This is a genomic window from Secundilactobacillus paracollinoides (assembly GCF_001702155.1).
Lineage (GTDB): Bacteria > Bacillota > Bacilli > Lactobacillales > Lactobacillaceae > Secundilactobacillus > Secundilactobacillus paracollinoides.
In genome coordinates this window covers 268,469-286,359 of record NZ_CP014912.1, presented here as the reverse complement: position 1 = coordinate 286,359, position 17,891 = coordinate 268,469, and the positions used below count along the sequence as shown (strand labels likewise).

The following is a 17,891-nucleotide window of genomic DNA, read 5'->3' as shown; positions in this document are numbered from 1 at the left end:
AGCAATTTGATTAAAATTAGATTAAAATAAAATGAATAAATCTGTTGATTTTCAAAAAATTTCATGTTATGATTTATGACATAGAAGACGGATGGGGACACGTTCATCCTCAAAATCTTTAAAATGATTAGTATTGTTTGCAGTGGGGGGACTGCTACAACGGCACAACCCAAACTGCCGGTTAAAACGACCGCTGCCACTAGGGTCGCGTTAGTCGAACTGAATAGGAAGGTGAGCAGATGATTTTAAAAGTCACACTCTCGAGAAAACGGTATACGTTTCAATCAGTGAAGGACGTGATGGCGAAAGCCAATGAAGAAAAGTCTGGCGACCAGCTGGCCGGTGTTGCTGCTGCCACCATGCAGGAACGGGTGGCGGCAAAGATCGTGTTATCACAGCTCACACTGAATGATCTCTACGAACATCCGGCCGTTGACTATGACCGCGATGAAGTGACACGACTCATCATTGACGACATTGATGCCGAGGTGTTTTCCCAGATCAAAAACTGGACGGTGGAACAACTGCGCGAATGGTTGCTTGCACTTGATACGGATAACCAGATGATTCACACCATTTCGCGGGGACTGACCTCAGAAATGATTGCGGCTGTCTGCAAACTCATGACGAACATGGATCTGATTATGGCAGCTAAAAAGATCATTAATGAAAAAACAGCGAATACAACGATTGGCCTGCCGGGAACGTTTTCGTCACGCCTACAGCCTAACCACCCAACGGATGATGTACGCGGGATCATGGCGTCAACGATGGAGGGGTTGAGCATGGGCATCGGTGACGCTGTGATCGGCGTGAACCCAGCGACTGATTCGGCAGACAATGTGACTGCGATCCTTAATCGGATGCAATCCTTTATCGACGACTGGCAAGTGCCAACACAGACCTGTGTGCTAGCCCACGTGACGACCCAGATGGCCGCCATTGAAAAGGGGGCGCCGGCTGGACTGATCTTTCAGTCGATTGCCGGTTCAGAGAAGGGCAACACTGCGTTTGGCATTAATGCGCACCTCCTCGCCGATGCCAACCAAATGGGGCATGACATGCTAGAAACGACCGGTCCTAACGTTATGTATTTTGAAACGGGACAGGGGTCAGAACTTTCAGCGGATGCTCATTTCGGTAATGATCAGGTCACGATGGAGGCGCGCTGTTATGGATTTGCTCGCCACTACGATCCGTTTATCGTGAACACGGTGGTCGGGTTCATCGGCCCGGAGTACCTCTATGATGCCAAACAGGTCACTCGGGCCGGCCTGGAAGATCATTTTATGGGTAAATTAAGCGGCCTGGCGATGGGGTGTGACGTCTGCTACACCAACCACATGGCGGCTGATCAAAATGATATCGAAAATTTGGCGGTGTTGCTTGCTTCTGCAGGGTGCACCTACATGATGGGCGTCCCTCAAGCGGACGATATCATGCTGAACTACCAGTCAACTGGGTATCAGGAAACGGCCACGTTGAGAGCACTGATGGGCACGAGCCCCATAAAACCGTTTGCGGACTGGCTTGAACGGATGGGCATTACCCGCGATGGCCAGCTAACCGCTCACGCTGGCGATGCCTCACTATTTTTGAATCACGTTGCTGACGGGACACTCATTTAATGAAGAAAGAGGAGGTCATGCTTATGCTGATACCACCGAAAATTGCACCAATTCCGATAGATGAAGACGGCGCATTGATTGATATTCGAGCGATTGCGCAACAGACGGTACTTGACGTTGCTGATTCGACCAACGCTACGGGTTACCGAGCGTTAAAACAAACCACCCATGCCCGACTAGGACTGGGGCGGGTTGGTACTAGGTATACGACACGGTCTGTGCTTAGATTACGCGCAGATCACGCAGCAGCTAAGGATGCTGTTTGGTCGGACGTGGCGCCGGCGTTTATTGACAAAATGGGATTCATTTCGATTCAGTCGACTTGCCAGACGGAAACTGAGTATCTCAAACGACCAGACCATGGCCGCGCCATAACGGCACCCATGCTGGATAAAGTCAGACACGCGTATCCAAAACCGCCTCGCGTGCTCATTGCCGTGGGTGACGGCCTAAGCTCGGCTGCAATCGAAGCCAATGTGCGTGAGACAATTCCAGTGATTAAACGTGAATTGGCACACCACCACATCAAAGTGGGACCGATTCCCTTTATCCGCTATGCGCGGGTAGCAACTGAAGACTATCTGGGTGAAGCTTTGAGGGCTGATGTTGTGTGCCTGCTGATTGGCGAACGCCCCGGCCTGGTCACGGCGAAGTCGATGAGCGCCTACATGGCGTATCGACCTACTGTGGGGATGCCGGAATCACGGCGAACCGTGATCTCGAATATTCATCCTGATGGCATTCCAGCAACTAAAGCGGGTACTGCCATTGCAGCAGTTATTGTCCAAATGTTGACCGAAAAAACATCGGGCCTTGAACTGGGCAGTCGACAGCTAAAATTGAATACACTTGCTTGAAATTAATAGCGACCTTAACAGATACTGCGGATAGGCAGAACTGTTAAGGCCGTTTGTTTTTTAATAAACACAATTTAGTTTGATGACACTTTATAATATTTGACGTTTAATTTCGTAGAATCACGTGACCATTAATCATCGATAATCGTACATAGTGTTTATAAAAATAGTATTTACAAATTGTAACCAATAAATTTGACTCAGTTAGCGAATAATTAGGCTTAAAAACAATTCGCAAACTGAAGTTTATTTTGACGTTGATAAGAAATACAACACTGTGTCGAAAAAACCTTAATTTGTCAGTATTTTAGTGGATCGTTAACACTAAGCAAAAGATACCCAACAGATTAAATGGTAATTTTTAAAGTCGTTTATTAATTTATTAGAATAATGACGAACTGAAGAAAACCATAAAACCATTATTTCTTTATATAATTCTCTAATTTTTTATTGAATCGCACCCTAGTTTTACATAAAAAAGCTCTTAAAAACTATATAAACTTTTTATAATATTTGGTACATTAAGACTGCGTAAGGGATTACAACCTAGTCTCTTGGTGCACGCGATGAAGTAGGCTGTATCTCATCATCGCACGGTAAATCAATTAGGAGTAATTGGATTTTCGAGGGAGGAAAACACAATGGGAAAAGGTTCAAAGAATTTGTCGAAGAATAATCGGCACTTAGCTACCATTAACGATAACGAGAAGGTACATTACCGGATGTACAAGGGCGGTTCAAAATGGCTCGTCGCCGGAATTGCAACGTTCTCACTGGGGATTGCGTTCTTGGGAGCACCAGCTGTTCACGCCGATACTGCAACGGCTACTGAACCAGCTACTACTGTAACAACTGGCACGACATCAAGCACTTCGAGTGCAGCACCAGCAGCTGCTTCATCATCTTCAGCTTCAACTAATTCAGCTGCTAGCTCAGAAAGCTCATCTGCAGCCACAGCTAACTCATCATCACAATCAGCTGCCCCTGTCGCACAAGCACTAGCTGCAAGCACAACTGGGACTAGTGAAGCTGCTTCAGCTTCAACAACGAAGCAAGCCGCTGTCGTAACGACACCAACTGATCCAGTTGCTAAGGCCGCTGCAACGAACGACGAAACACCAGCCGTTGCAACTGACCAAGGTTCAGCAACTAAGACCACATCAACAACTGAAATCAAATCAGTGCCAAACACCATTGACTCAAATGGGACGACTAGTGCAGATAAGACTTCAGACGCAGCAACCGCTGTCGATCCAACTACAGGTTCAGCACTTATTAAAACGACCATTGGCGGCACTTCATCAACAACTGCTGATAACAGTGCAACAGCTGGCTTAGGCCAAACTGATGCCAGTGGCAACTTATCAAGCGTGACTAACGCTAACAATGCCAACGACCGGGTAAACGGTGACTACGGTGACTTGAACGTTACTGATAGCTCAAACGATAACTTAGCCGGGACGACCATTCAGGATGGTAAGACGGTTGCCGGTACTGCCGCTGATATTATCAACGATCAAGGTGCCGTTTCAACCGATTCAACTAACCCACAAACGCGGGCAGCTGTTCTGTATGCTTCTGGTAAAAACACAGGTATCTCACTTTCTGTATTAGGCAGCAACGAAAGCGGGACCACCTTTACGTTACCAACTGACATTGCAACTAATGCCAACATTGGTACCTTTGATGTTACTGAAGCCAGCTCAGTTGGCTTGACCATCAAGGATGAATCAACTGGTGAAACCTTCCAGATCACTGACCCAGCAATCGCACAAAAGTACGCTGTTGGTGACAAGATCACTGGTGAAGCCGTTGTGACAACAACCATTACTGGTGACGGATTGCAAAATGCCCTCTCCGCTGTTACCAGCGCTGCTAACAGCGTTGACAACTCACTTGCAAGTGCAGGTAGCGGTATTATTGGCTTAGTCAACACCGCATCTGATACCTTGAACGGTGCCATTACTGGTGCTAACACAATCGCTGCACCAATTCTGTCATTATTAAATACGCTGGGCATCAGTACCACTGGTACCACTACCCAGATCCAAGGTATTCAGGAAGCATTGGAACGTTACGCTACTGGTATCCAACAAGCACAAGCTGAAATCACTTCAATGACTGATTCAGCTACTCAACTTGCTTCAAAGGGGATTTCAATTACCACCCTTCAACCAGTTGTTGACCTTGGCAACGGGACCTACGAAGTTTTGACGACTGATAGTCTGTCAACTATCGTATCTAACGCTATCAACACTTACATCACTGGCTGGACCACTGGTGTTAAGGACAGTCTCCAAGCACTGTCAGGGACTTTGGAAGATGCCAATGGCGACAATGCCATTCAAGGTTTAGGACTTGTTGGTGATGCAATCACTACTGTTCTGAATGGCATTACAAACACTGTTGCTAACGGTATTACGACTATTAGTAACCTGAACTCACAATCAGCAACCAGCTTGAATGGCTGGGTACAAACTGCTATCAGTGGTGGTCTGGGTGTTCAAATCGACACTGCATTACCAATCACTTACACTGACCCTGATCTGTCAACCAACACACCAGGTTCATTCACGAGTGAAACGATTGCAGTTGCTACCAACATCTACGGTGCAACCACTGATTCAAACACCTCGATCGTTTACCAAAACGTCAACAAGGCTAGTTTGAAAGCTGCTATTGCTAACGCCTCAACTGATCCTTCAAACGCAAACGCCTTAGCTTCTGCTAATACAGTATTGGCTGACCCAAATGCCTCACAAAAGGATGTTGACGCTGCATTCAAAGCCTTAGCTGAAAAGCCACAAGCTGTTGTAAGCACTAACACAGTACCAGCCGGTTACATTGCATCTGCTGTTATTACTGGCCAATCAGGTCAATCAGCTGCTGATGCGCTGGCTGCTAACATGAACGAAGCCTTTACGACTACTGTTGTCTGGGTTTTTGTTTTGCTTATTTTTTGAACATTTGTAGATAGACACGAACTATAAAGACTAATAAAACGATTTACGTTCTTAATTAGTTCAAATGAACTTCATTTTTAAACTAATCTGCGGTAAACTAACGGTGAGAGACGAACTTGTTTCATTAGGAGGAATTTCATGCACTGGTTAGCTGATCTACTCGCCGCAATCGGGGTGGTGCTCAATGGGCTGCCCCAAGGTATCATGGCAATGACCCTTGGATTCGCGGTTTTCCCAACGAGTTTTTCATTCATTTTAGCATCGGCAGTCAACGGCGCGTTCGGGTCCGTTGCACCAATTTCATTTCAGGCCGAGTCACTGGCGTTAACGGGTAACCTTGGACGCACATTCCGTGAGCGAACATCCATTATTTTCGGTGGGTCCATCATCATGTTAGTGATTGGGCTGACGGGCTCGCTATCCAAAATCGTGAGCCTTTTGGGGAATGACATTATGTCCGGCATGATGGCAGGGGTCGGCATTATGCTGGCTAAGATTGCCATCGACATGACCAAAACAGAGAAACGAACGGGTTGGTTATCGATTGCGGTCGCGGTTGTCACCTATATCCTGACCAAGGATCTCGTGTGGACGATTGTCCTGTCAGTTGTCTTGTCTAGCCTTTACGCGGCGTTCGGTGAGCATTATCGCGCTGATCTGCCGGAACATGTAACTGCCCGGCGGTTCTTTTTATCGAAGCCGATTGTGAATCGAAATGTGATTCGTGGCGCGCTGAGTCTAGCGTGCCTGAACATCGGCGCAAACATTTCCTACGGGCTGATCACCGGACAAATGACTGGTATCAAACCGAATCCCGTTAACTTGAACTTACTAACGAGCACGCAGGCTTTGGCAGATATGGGCACTAGTCTGTTGGGCGGGGCGCCCGTTGAAAGTATTATTTCCGCAACCGCAAGTGCCCCAGAACCCGTGATTGCCGGTATTATGATGATGCTGATCATGGCCGTTATTTTGTTGGTGGGCTGGTTGCCAAAAATCGGTCGCTATGTGCCGAGCGCTTCTATTGCCGGGTTCTTGTTCATTCTTGGCGCGGTTGTGATCTTTCCAGAAGACGCGGCTGCGGCCCTGGGCGGTGCGCACATCATGGTACCGGCCATCACACTTGTTGTGACTGCGGTCTTCGATCCATTTGCCGGTTTGATGACTGGTGCTGTGTTGAAATTTGTCTTGCCACTTGTTGGCTTAGGAGTGTAAAAAATGACCGAGACGTATGACTTAAAACTAGGGCCGTTGACCCGCAAATTACCGTTGATTCCGATTAATGATCAGGTGACCATTGCGTCGTTCGTTTTGTTAGGCGACGCCGAGTTGACGCATTACGCGGCGGAACAGTTGGCGAAACGTGTGGCGGATGTCGACTTCGACTACATTGTCACCATTGAAAGTAAGGGCATTCCGTTGGCTCAAGAGCTTAGCTGGCTGACGCATCACGACCGCTATATCGTTTTACGGAAGTCTGAGAAGGATTACATGGTTGATCCAATTGACATGCCCGTCAGTTCGATTACAACCAGTGCCGACCAGAAATTGGTACTGGATGGGACGGATGCTAAACTGTTGGCGGGGAAGCGTGTGCTTATTGTCGATGATGTGATCAGCAGCGGCGGGTCAATTGAGACCGCACATCAGCTACTAGATCAGGTTGGCGCCAAAGTGGTTAAGCAGCTGGCGATTCTGGCTGAAGGGGATGCTGCTGACCGCGAAGACATCCACTTTTTGGGGAAGCTGCCTTTATTTTAGAGAGTGGCCGGAAACGGTAGCCGAGAAAGTCCCAAAAAAAGGAGACTTAGGCGGTTCCTCCAAATGTAGAAGAGCCACTTAATACCTCAAAATAATTAACTATTCATCAAAATCAAGCTCACAATTGCTAATAGAACACCAATCGCATTCTTAACCGTAAATCCCTGGTGAAAAACAACGATCACGATCGGAATCAGAATAACGGTCATCGCCATGTTAACGGTCACGGCCGTGGTGCCCGCTGACCACCCAACCTTATAACAGAGGATGTAGCCGAATTCAATGAAGATAATGGCCAACCCCATGGTGACCGATGCGATGTTGAGTTGTTTCACATTGGTAACGATGGTGTGGTGATGACTGAGGAAAAATAAGATCAATGATCCGACTAGCGCAACGGCGTAAGTGACCACCACGGAAAAGAGGGGGTCAACCTTACTGGAAACGCTGCGTGCGGACAGGTGATAGCCTGCATTTGCGATGATGGTCATGATAAGCGGCCAGAAGTATGCCGTAGTCAGGGTCCTTTCAAATGAAGTGTTGTCTTTATTATAGCTTCAAATGAGGATTGACTGGTTGGCAAAACGAAAAAACACCCTGACTCAGTTTGAGCCAAGGGTGTTTTTGTGTGATTAAATAGGTTATTTAACTGCCTTTACTAAGGCTGAGTTACCACTAATGTAGCCGCCAGCAACCTTGTAACGCAACGCATTACCTTTGTGCTGAGCGCGACCATTGGAGTAGTCCCACTTTTGAACGGTGAAGACGTGCTTCGTTGAATAGTGCTTGATCTTGTGAGTCAAATTCTTGTCTGAATAGAGATTTAACGCTCCACGGTTGGCGACCTTAGCCGGGAAAGTCGGCTTGGTTGGCGACGTCCATTGCTTGTTGCCGCTGATGTAGGTACCGTTGGTTAACTGGTAACGGGTGGTAAGGCCGCTCTTGATCACTTTGGTCACCTTAACTGCGGTCCCTTGCTTGAGCAACGTTGCCCGGTGTGATTTGTTGAAGGTCTGTGTCTTGTAGGCGTAGGTGCCAGCAGGGTTGATCACGTAAAGCTTGCTGTAGCCACCTTGCCAGTAAAGTGGGGCAGTGTAGCTGTCGTTCGCCGTGATGTACCCCTTCTTGCCAGACTCAGTTGTGACCTTGTACCGCAATACACCGTTGGCTGATTTTGCCGTGCCGTTAATGGTGAAAATTGGGGCGTAGATGCGCGTCTTTTTGGCGTAACCGGTCACACGATTTTTAGTCGAGAACGTTGGCTTGCTGTAAAGGTTGAGTGCCTTTTTAGCGTAGACCTTTTCACCGATTGAAGCGGTATTTGCTGACGTTGTCGTTTCAGTATCAGTACCAGTTGCTGTGCCCGTGGTGCTTGAACTGGACGAGCTGCTTGATGAAACGTTGTTTGCGGATGAGCTGCCTGTGTCGGTGCCACCGTTGCCGGTTGTGCCGTTGTTACCAGTGCCGCCATTGTTGTTTGATGAACTGCCGGTACCGGTGGGGGTGTTGCCGTTTGATGAACTGTTTGAGTCAGATGAGCTGTTGCCGTCGGAGGAGCTATTCGAATCTGATGAACTACTGCTGTCTGACGAGCTGTCACTGCTTGATGAACTGCTGTCTGCTGGTGCGCTGACCGTTAAGTGGGCAACGGCACTGTAGGTGTTTGTGCCATCGTTATAGGTAATGTCAACTTCGTATGTGCCCGGCGTATTCGTATCAGGCGTGCCATCTGGATAAGTGATCTTTAAGCTGCCGTCACTCGCTGCAGTAGCAGGATCAACCGAATTGCCGTTTGCATCGGTAATCGAGCTGATGTAGGAAGCTGCGTCTGGAAGAGTAGCACCTGGATCGATGGTCTGGTCTTGTGGTGTGACGGTATCTGCACCGTTGTTGACTGTGACGGTGTAGGTACCGCCGTAACCGCCTGGCAGTGAGCTGCCGAAGAAATTACCAAACCCAAAGCTAAAACTGGTGACACTTGGATCCACAGTAAAAGTTTGCGTTGTTTGGTTATAGGTGACACCAGTGCCTTTGATACCACTCACAGCAATCTGATTAACTTGTGATTCCCCGCCAACATTAAGCGTGATGAGTTGAGAAAGCGGCAGTTGTAGACCGCCAGTGGTACTGGTTATTAGTGCTTGACCAGTGGTTGGAGTTGTTGAGGCCGTTTTTGTTGGTGACTGAGATCCTAAAGCACTGGAACCATAAGTCACATCAGCAGGAAGGGTAATATCATTCAATGCATTATCAGCCAAAGCCATTTGACCCATGATGGTTAGAACTGTTCCACCGTCAAATTTTGTCATAAATTGTGTATTAGAACTTGTGTTCATGAAAACGTTAGCACCTAACGAAACGACAGAATCCGGTAATATAACTTGACCAATTTGGGTCTGCATGAAGGCACCTTGGCCAATGCTGAGTAGATTTGTAGCTTGAGACATGTCTAAAGTTGTAATCGGCTTTGCAACCGCAAAAGCCTTACTGAGGATACTTGTGACCTTGTAAGTTGTGCCGTTATAGTCAACGGTAGCTGGAATTGACAGGCTGGTGCCTTTTTTTGCAGCCGCCGTTCCACCGCTGATGTAAGCAATATTATCGCCGCTATCACCAGTAAAAACTTTATAGATGATGCCCTGGCTATCAGTATAGGTTTGTGCGTTTCCTGGAACCGTTGCGCTTGCCGAGTAAGAGAACAGCATGTATTCAGCACCGTTAAAGTATACCCAACCAGATACCGCAGCACCCTCATAGCCCATGTTTGTTGATTGGTTGTATCTGACATCAATGACGCCAGCAGCCACTGCGGCATTAATTTGATCTGCAGTCAACGCTTGAGCATCAGTGCTGTCTCCAACAGTTCCTTGTGCCGAAATGAAGTCAGAGGCTTGTATTGTATGACCAATCGGCACTGACATAACATAGTTAAGGGTACCATCTGAGCCGACAGTACTGCTTGGTGTCACGGTACCACCTTCAGAAATACTCGTTACAGTAATGGACTGGCCATCATAGGTAAACGTGTTGTTCGAGTCTGCTTTTGCCACAGTTGGTTTAGTTAACGATGTGTTGTTCAACCCTAATTTGTGGCCCAACTGCGTCGATCCGAGTTCCCCAGCACCCAGTATCGAAGCGCTTACCAAAGTGACTAAACCGACTTTCCCCGCAATCCTAATTGTTGCTGTTTTGTGTTTCATCATAATTCCCCCGAATTATACATATTTTTGGATTAAGTTTACTTCTCCAGTAATCCTAGAAATAATGTTAACTTAGGAAAAATTTAAAAGCAATTAAAGGAAACCGGTAAAAATAATGTTCAACAGTTCAACGATAATTGATGCAAATCGGGGTAAATAGTGGGTGAGTTAGTGATAGTTATGTTGGGGTTTTAAGATGGTTACACACTAGTATTTGGTGAGGGTGTTGTGAATTATATTATTTTGAATTTTGTCATTTAATAGTATAGAAATGGGTAGTTATGGTTTGGTAAACAAGAACAGGCCTCCTCACCGAAAATGATGGTGAGGAGGCCTGTTCTTGTATGCATTTGGTATGCAGTTTTTTGAATGGTTTTTTTACTGTTGAAAGTTACATAGCTGAAACGTGCTCCACAAGGCTGAGGGCTCCTGCATAAGCAACTTCCGGCACAAAATCCCAAGCCCAGGGATTTTATGCCGAAAGTTACTTATGCTCCGCCCTCAAAACGCCTTGTTCCGCACTCTACTTCGTATAAGCCTCCTTCAAATTCCAGTTGGCACCGGCTGAATTATAGATCCAGCCCTTAAATGAACTGCTGATCATCCACGGTGATCCTGATTGATAGAGTGGGGTGATACCTTGGTCCTTCAACAGGATGTTTTGCGCCTTGACCATGTCGTTCCAACGCGCTTCTGGGTCGTTGGCGTCCGTTGTTGAGGAGGCCTTAATCAACTTGTCGTATGTCTTGTTTGACCACTGTGGCTGGTTACTTGCGTTGTTGGTGGTCAAAATGTTCAGGAAGGTGATTGGGTCTGAGAAATCAGCGAACCAGTCTGACAAGGTCATCTGGAAGTTATGTTGTGATTGCTCAGCTAATACCGTTTGTGACGGAATGTTCTTATCCGTTATCTTCAGGCCTGGCAAATTCTTTTCCAAAGTACTTTGCAGGTACTGGGTAACTTGTTCAGTGTCCGAAGAATTACCAGCTAACAGTGTGATGTGCGGGTTCGAAATCCCAGTCTCTTTCAGACCTTCCTTCCAAAGTTTTTTAGCTTCGGTTGGGTTGTACTTCATGGAAGCAGGGGTGGTGGCATCAGATGTAAAATCTTTTCCCGTCTTCGGGTTAACGGCCAGGCCCTTTGAAACGAAACTCCCGTTATTAAACGACCCATCGCCTAAGACCTTTTGCGTCAGGGTATTTCGGTTAACGGCCATCGAAATGGCTTCCCGAATCTTCAGGTTCTTAAACAGCTTCATTTTTTGGTTCAATGAAAGGTAGTAAGAACTTGATGTTGGCAAATTCGTCAACGCTTTGTTGTTCTTCAAGTTCTTGGACTGATTCCCAGTAATGTTGGTGGCAATCAATTTCTTCGAGTTGTATTGGTTCAAGCCGGTTTGCGGGTCCTTTGTGACCTGGTAGTTGATCGTGTTGAGTTTGACATGTTTTTTGTCCCAATACGTGTTATTCTTCGTCAACTTCCATGCTGTACTGGTCCCGTTCCAGCTGGAGAGCTTAAACGGGCCATCGTAGACCATTTTGTCACTGCGCGTCCCATACTTAGCACCATACTTCTCGACCACTTTTTGATCCTGTGGGAAGAAGACTGGGAACCCAAGCAAGAGTTTGAAATAGGGAATCTGTTGTTCAAGGGTGATCTTCAATTTGTATTTCCCCAAAGCCTTGATTCCTAGAGTACTGGCTGCCTTTTTACTATCCTGAATGGCATCTGCGTTCTTGATACCACTAAAAAGATATCCATATTGGGACTTCGTTTTTGGATCAACGGTCCGTTGCCACGAGTAAACAAAGTCGTGGGCGGTCACGGTGTCGCCGTTACTCCACTTTACCCCGTGACGAAGGGTGATCGTGTAAGTCTTACCATCCTTTGACTTGGTCAGCGTCTTCGCGATTGCCTTTTCCGTCTTACTATTTTTGCCAAGACGGTACAGGCCTTCCTCGGTATTGTTTAACATGTTAAACGTTCCCAGTGCAGTAGATTTTGACAGATCCATTGTTGAAATCTCACTATCAGTCGAAAGCGTGATCGACTTACTTTTGGAACTAGAACTACTGTTAGAACAGGCTGCCAACAATAACGCCGCACCAGCAACACCAACTGTCGCTAGCCATTTATGCTTAACGTTCATAAAAAGGTCCTCCTCACACACATTCACAATGACATCACATAATATTTTAATTTTTATTTAATGTTAGATTACCACACATTTGAGAATTGTTAAGCAGTAAAATAATAAAAATTTACAGTATTCAGTGTTGTAGGCCTATTAAATGGCTTGAATTCGGTATTTATTGGGTAAATATTCATTATTTAATATTAAAAGAATATTAGGAGGGTGCTGATGTGATTTGAGGCAGTATTTGGTTAAACATGTTTCATGGGTAGGGGATTGCAATGTGCGGAGACTGGGAAATGCTAGGTTGGATAGTGCTTTTTTGCGTTTTATTGGGTTTGATTTGCAGTGTTAGGCAATCGAGTCTGAACTAGTTTCGCGGAGCGTGGGTTAACGGGGAGGATACTCTGACCAAAAGTCAGGTAGTTCTATGTTGTCCCATACTAATAAGAGGTAATTGTGATGTGGTTCTCGGCAATCGTGCGGAAACGAGTTCCGCAAGGCACGGGGCTAACGTGTAGTGGACGATGACCAAAAAGTCAGGTAGCTCTATGTCGGTTCATTCTAATGAGAAGTAATAGTGATGTGGTTCTCGGCAACCGTGTCTAAACGAGTTTCGCAAGGCACGGGGCTAACGTGTAAGTGACTCTGACCAAAAAGTCAGGACCGGACTTTTCGGTCAGAGTCACTTACACACCGCCCCTGACCCGCCTTGCTCCACTCTCTACTAGTAATTTTTTACTAAAAAGTTTATCATATTAAATGTAAGCGCTTCATCATTTCTTGAAAGAGGTGGTGAAACGTCACATCCAAGTCGTTTAGTTTCTCACACTAGAGATATAAAGGGAGGCCTTTTTTTGAAAGCAGAAATTAGCTGGCTGGACGATCCGGAAACGTTTCGGGTGAACCAGTTACCTGCTCGCAGCGACCACCGTGGGTTTCAATCCACGGCGGAAGCGACAACTAGGCAATCGAGCTTAGAACAGTCCTTAGATGGTGATTGGCAATTTCAATTTGCGCAAACACCACAGGAGCGGCCAGTTGGGTTCTATGACCCGGATTATGACCGGACTCATTTTGATACCATTACTGTCCCCGGTCACATTGAGATTGCCGGATACGGACAGTTAAAATACATTAACACGACCTATCCGTGGGAAGGTAAAGACTTCCGGCGGCCAGCGTATGCGCTGGGTGATGGCGATACCGGTAAGGGCATGTTTAGTGAAGGTGAAGATAACACGGTTGGCGCCTATGTCACCAACTTTATCCTGAACCCTGCTTTGCGTGATAAGCGGGTAATCGTGCAGTTTGACGGTGTTGAAGAAGCGATGTATCTCTGGCTCAACGGGCAATTTGTCGGCTACGCTGAAGATAGTTTTTCCCGGTCTGAATTTGATCTGACGCCGTACCTGAAAGACGGCGAGAATCTGATGGCGGTCGAAGTCTTTAAACGCAGTACTGCAGCGTTTATTGAGGACCAGGATATGTTCCGGTTCTCCGGTATTTTCCGTAGTGTCCGGTTGGCTGGCAAACCAGCTGTCTTCCTAGAAGACCTGGCGATTCGACCTGATGTTTCAGCTGATTACACCGACGGCAAGCTGAATTTGGCGCTTAAACTGTCACAAACGGACGACGCACCAGCCGCTGAGATCCGCGTCAAGGTCACGGATGGCGACGGGCGGGAAGTCTTATCACTCACGAAGCCAGCAGCTGAATCAGTGACATTTGAAAATAACGTCTTCAAAAAGGTCCATTTGTGGAATCACATGGATCCTTATCTGTACCATCTACAAATTGAACTCACAACAACGGATGGGACGACACTTGAGGTCGTGCCATATGACTTTGGCTTCCGTAAGGTTGAACTCAAAAACAAGATCATGCTCTTAAACGGTAACCGGATCATTATTAACGGTGTCAATCGGCATGAATGGGATGCAAAACGGGGCCGCGCTGTGACGGATGAAGATATGCATTACGACATGCAGGTCTTTCATGATAACAACATCAACGCGGTTCGGACGTGTCACTATCCAGACCAAATTCCGTGGTACTTCCTGTGTGACCACGAGGGCATCTACATGATGGCTGAAAATAATTTGGAATCACATGGTTCCTGGCAGAAAATGGGTGCAGTTGAGCCGTCCTACAACGTACCGGGGTCAGTGCCACAGTGGAAAGCCGCTGTTATTGACCGGGCGCGCAGCAACTATGAAGCCTTTAAGAACCACACGGCTGTCCTATTCTGGTCCCTTGGGAACGAATCTTATGCCGGCGATGATATTGCGGCCATGAATAAATTCTACAAGGACCACGATGACACCCGCTTGACCCACTATGAAGGCGTCTGTCGTAATCGAAAGTACGAGGATCAGATTTCTGACATGGAATCCATGATGTATGATCCGCCAGTCGAAATTGCGAAGTATCTTGAAAATGATCCGAAAAAGCCGTTTGTGAACTGTGAATACATGCATGACATGGGCAATTCCCTTGGCGGCATGAGTTCCTACGATGCGCTCATTGATAAGTATCCAATGTATCAAGGCGGGTTTATCTGGGATTACATCGACCAAGCGCTGTGGACGGAAGACGAAGTGACTGGCGAACCAGTGCTTCGTTACGGCGGGGACTTTGATGATCGCCATTCAGATTATGAATTCTCAGGTGACGGACTGTTATTTGCAGACCGGACACCAAAACCAGCAATGCAGGAGGTGAAGTACTACTATGGCAAACACATCAACTAAGGTAAAGGTGATCTTTGGTGATGCCTCGTTGGGCCTGCGTGGCACCAACTTCGGCTATATCTTTAGCTATGACCGGGGTGGTCTGGAATCACTTGTTCAAAATGGCAAGGAATGGTGTTACCGGATCCCGCGCCCAGCATTTTGGCGGGCAACAACGGATAATGATCGTGGTAACCAGTTCTACGTAAAATCTGCCCAATGGTTAGCGGCTGACATGTTCAGTCAGTGTGTGAAGATCGAAGTCTTCATCGACGGCCAGAGTGTGGGGTTCCCGATCTCACCAGAAAACAACAAATACTCAAATCAGGAATACGCGGATGAGGCCGCAGTTGAATACACGTATCAAACGACCACGACCCCCGCTACTACTGTAACAGTGCGCTACACGGTCGACGGTTCCGGCAGCATCCAAGTGGCCGCCTACTACAATGGTGCCAAAGGGCTGCCACAGCTGCCCGTCTTTGGATTGCGTTTCACCATGCCCACGGCCGCAACTGGGTTCGACTACCAAGGGCTGTCAGGCGAAACCTATCCCGACCGGATGGCTGGCGGCGTTCCCGGCACCTACCACGTTGACGGCCTGCCCGTTTCACCCTACATGGTGCCACAGGAATGCGGCATGCACATGGCGACTGACAGTGTGACAGTCAACCGCGACCAAACGTTAAACAACGCTGATACCTCGCGTGCCAACTTCTCATTGCACTTCAGCAAGGCTAACAAGCCGTTTGCATTTAGCTGTCTGCCCTACACACCTGAAGAACTGGAAAACGCGACACATATCGAGGAACTGCCATTGAAACGTCGGACCATTCTGACGATTTACGGTGCGACTCGTGGTGTTGGTGGGATCGATTCCTGGGGTGCTGACGTGGAGGAGCAATACCATGTGAGTGCTGAGCAGGATATTGCGTTTGGGTTTGTGATCGATGGACCTGAGCAGTAATTAGATAGGTATTTTTGGAGCGGTGACTTTGGTTGCTGCTCTTTTTTTGGTGGGAGGGTTGCGTGTCAGGTGGGGGATTAGGATGCTAGGGTTATCTTTTATATTGTCGTGACGTGTTTACCGAGGTAGAAGGCCTCTGTGTAAGCAACTCTGATCAGAAAAGTCAGACCCGGACTTTTAGGGTGTTCGGTAAATGAGTGGTGCCGGCTCCTACGCATCCTTGATATATAGACTAAACGTGTTCGGCAAGGCAGAGGGCTCCTGTGTAAGTAACTCTGGTCAAAAAAGTCAGGCCCGGACTTTTCTGACCAGAGTTACTTACACAGGAGCCCTCTAACCGCCTTGCCTCACACTCTACTTGACTTACAGTACCCTCTAACTCCTATAATATACGGTGTAAAGAAACTTCACTATTTAGGAGGGTTTCAGATATGAAAGAAGTTGCGATTGGCAATTCCAATTTAAAGACTTCAGCCGTTGCGCTTGGCATCATGCGCATGCTGAAGTTGAATTCTGATGAGGCTGCGTCCGTTTTGGACACCGTTCATGATCACGGTGTTAACTTTATCGACTCAGCTGATATTTATGGCTCAGGTCAATCTGAAGAGGTCTTTGGCGAAGCGTTGAAGAAAGCTGGCGTTAAGCGTGAAGACCTGATCATCCAGTCAAAGGGTGGCATCATTTTAGATCCTAAACGCAGTCACGATGACCTTGTGTTTGGGATGCGGTATGATTTTTCTAAGGACCATTTGATTGAAGCTGTCGACGGTATTTTGAAACGGATGCAGATCGATTATTTGGACTTTTTCCTGTTACACCGACCAGACCCACTGATGGAACCAGACGAAATTGCTGCGGCATTTGACGAACTGCAGGCGGCTGGCAAAGTCCGCCACTTCGGTGTTTCTAACTGTAACCCTAACCAGGTTAACCTGATTCAATCTGCGGTTGACCAAAAATTGATGGTGAACCAGTTGCAGTTTAGTGTCATGCATGCTGGCGCCATTCGTGCCGGGTTGCACGTGAACATGGAAGACGATGCCAGTGTCGACCACGATGGCGGCATGATTGAATACTCACGGTTACACAACATGACGATCCAAGCATGGTCTCCATACCAGTATGGCCTGTTTGAAGGTCCATATATTGATAACCCAAAGTTCCCTGAATTAAACAAGAAGCTCCAAGAGTTGGCTGATGCAAAGGGCAGTACCAAAAACGGTATTGCAACGGCCTGGATCCTCCGTCACCCAGCAAATATGCAGGTGATCTTGGGGTCAATGAACAAGGAACACCTGACAGAAAGTATTGCCGGTGCCGATGTTCAGCTGACGAAGCAGGAGTGGTATGATTTGTATTTTGCGGCTGGGAATGATTTGCCGTAGAGTGTGAGGTAAGGCGGTTTAGGGGCAGAATGTAACGGACTCTGGCAGAAATGCCTGGGTTTGGCATTTTTGCCAGAGTCCGTTACATGGCCGCCCCGTGCCTTGCTGAACACGTTTCAGCAATGTAAAAGTAGCGCACGTTGCCAAGACCACTTCATAGCAGAAATACACCAAAGTCCGGTTCTGACTTTTTGGTCATAGTCCGTTACATGGCCGCCCCGTGCCTTGCTGAACACGTTTCGGCATGGTAGCCAAGAAAGCTAA

At 47.2% G+C, this 17,891-nt stretch carries 11 protein-coding genes; 8 read left to right on the top strand and 3 right to left on the bottom strand.

The annotated features are described in order from the left end of the window. Positions 1-239: 239 nt before the first annotated feature. The 5 genes from AYR61_RS01145 to AYR61_RS01125 all read left to right on the top strand — a co-directional run bounded on the left by AYR61_RS01145 (position 240) and on the right by AYR61_RS01125 (position 7,209). Positions 240-1,628 carry an ethanolamine ammonia-lyase subunit EutB gene (locus AYR61_RS01145; RefSeq protein WP_065901095.1) on the top strand — a complete coding sequence of 463 codons (1,389 nt, stop codon included), beginning with the start codon at positions 240-242 and terminating at the stop codon, positions 1,626-1,628. A gap of 23 nt (positions 1,629-1,651) precedes the next feature. Then, a complete protein-coding gene (gene eutC / locus AYR61_RS01140; RefSeq protein WP_225356496.1) occupies positions 1,652-2,485 on the top strand; it encodes an ethanolamine ammonia-lyase subunit EutC in 834 nt (277 codons plus the stop codon). 641 nt (positions 2,486-3,126) lie between these two features. Continuing rightward, positions 3,127-5,448 carry a KxYKxGKxW signal peptide domain-containing protein gene (locus AYR61_RS01135; protein WP_065901093.1) on the top strand — a complete coding sequence of 774 codons (2,322 nt, stop codon included), beginning with the start codon at positions 3,127-3,129 and terminating at the stop codon, positions 5,446-5,448. A gap of 138 nt (positions 5,449-5,586) precedes the next feature. Next, positions 5,587-6,663 carry a hypothetical protein gene (locus AYR61_RS01130; RefSeq protein WP_054709649.1) on the top strand — a complete coding sequence of 359 codons (1,077 nt, stop codon included), beginning with the start codon at positions 5,587-5,589 and terminating at the stop codon, positions 6,661-6,663. A 3-nt stretch (positions 6,664-6,666) separates the two neighbouring features. Continuing rightward, positions 6,667-7,209 carry a phosphoribosyltransferase family protein gene (locus tag AYR61_RS01125; RefSeq protein WP_054709651.1) on the top strand — a complete coding sequence of 181 codons (543 nt, stop codon included), beginning with the start codon at positions 6,667-6,669 and terminating at the stop codon, positions 7,207-7,209. Between the two features lie 95 nt (positions 7,210-7,304). Here AYR61_RS01125 and AYR61_RS01120 read toward each other — a convergent pair whose 3' ends face one another. The 3 genes from AYR61_RS01120 to AYR61_RS01110 form a co-directional block, all read right to left on the bottom strand. Continuing rightward, entirely contained in the window at positions 7,305-7,700 is a 396-nt protein-coding gene (locus tag AYR61_RS01120) for a hypothetical protein (protein WP_054709654.1), read from the bottom strand. A gap of 150 nt (positions 7,701-7,850) precedes the next feature. Beyond that, positions 7,851-10,412 carry a DUF5776 domain-containing protein gene (locus AYR61_RS01115; protein ID WP_083215440.1) on the bottom strand — a complete coding sequence of 854 codons (2,562 nt, stop codon included), beginning with the start codon at positions 10,410-10,412 and terminating at the stop codon, positions 7,851-7,853. 520 nt (positions 10,413-10,932) lie between these two features. Next, positions 10,933-12,558 (bottom strand): peptide ABC transporter substrate-binding protein, encoded by a 1,626-nt coding sequence (locus AYR61_RS01110; protein ID WP_054709660.1) that lies wholly within the window; start codon positions 12,556-12,558, stop codon positions 10,933-10,935. A gap of 842 nt (positions 12,559-13,400) precedes the next feature. On the opposite strand from AYR61_RS01110, the gene AYR61_RS01105 reads away from it, so the two are divergent. From AYR61_RS01105 to AYR61_RS01095, 3 genes are all read left to right on the top strand, one after another. Then, positions 13,401-15,296, top strand: a complete 1,896-nt coding sequence (locus AYR61_RS01105) for a glycoside hydrolase family 2 TIM barrel-domain containing protein (RefSeq protein WP_065901084.1) — start codon at positions 13,401-13,403, stop codon at positions 15,294-15,296. Continuing rightward, positions 15,277-16,242 carry a beta-galactosidase small subunit gene (locus AYR61_RS01100; protein WP_054709667.1) on the top strand — a complete coding sequence of 322 codons (966 nt, stop codon included), beginning with the start codon at positions 15,277-15,279 and terminating at the stop codon, positions 16,240-16,242. Before AYR61_RS01105 ends, AYR61_RS01100 begins: the two co-directional genes overlap by 20 nt. Before the next feature lie 431 nt (positions 16,243-16,673). After that, the gene (locus tag AYR61_RS01095; protein WP_056987408.1) at positions 16,674-17,627 is read left to right on the top strand and encodes an aldo/keto reductase; all 954 of its coding nucleotides are present in this window, start codon (positions 16,674-16,676) and stop codon (positions 17,625-17,627) included. Positions 17,628-17,891: the final 264 nt, after the last annotated feature.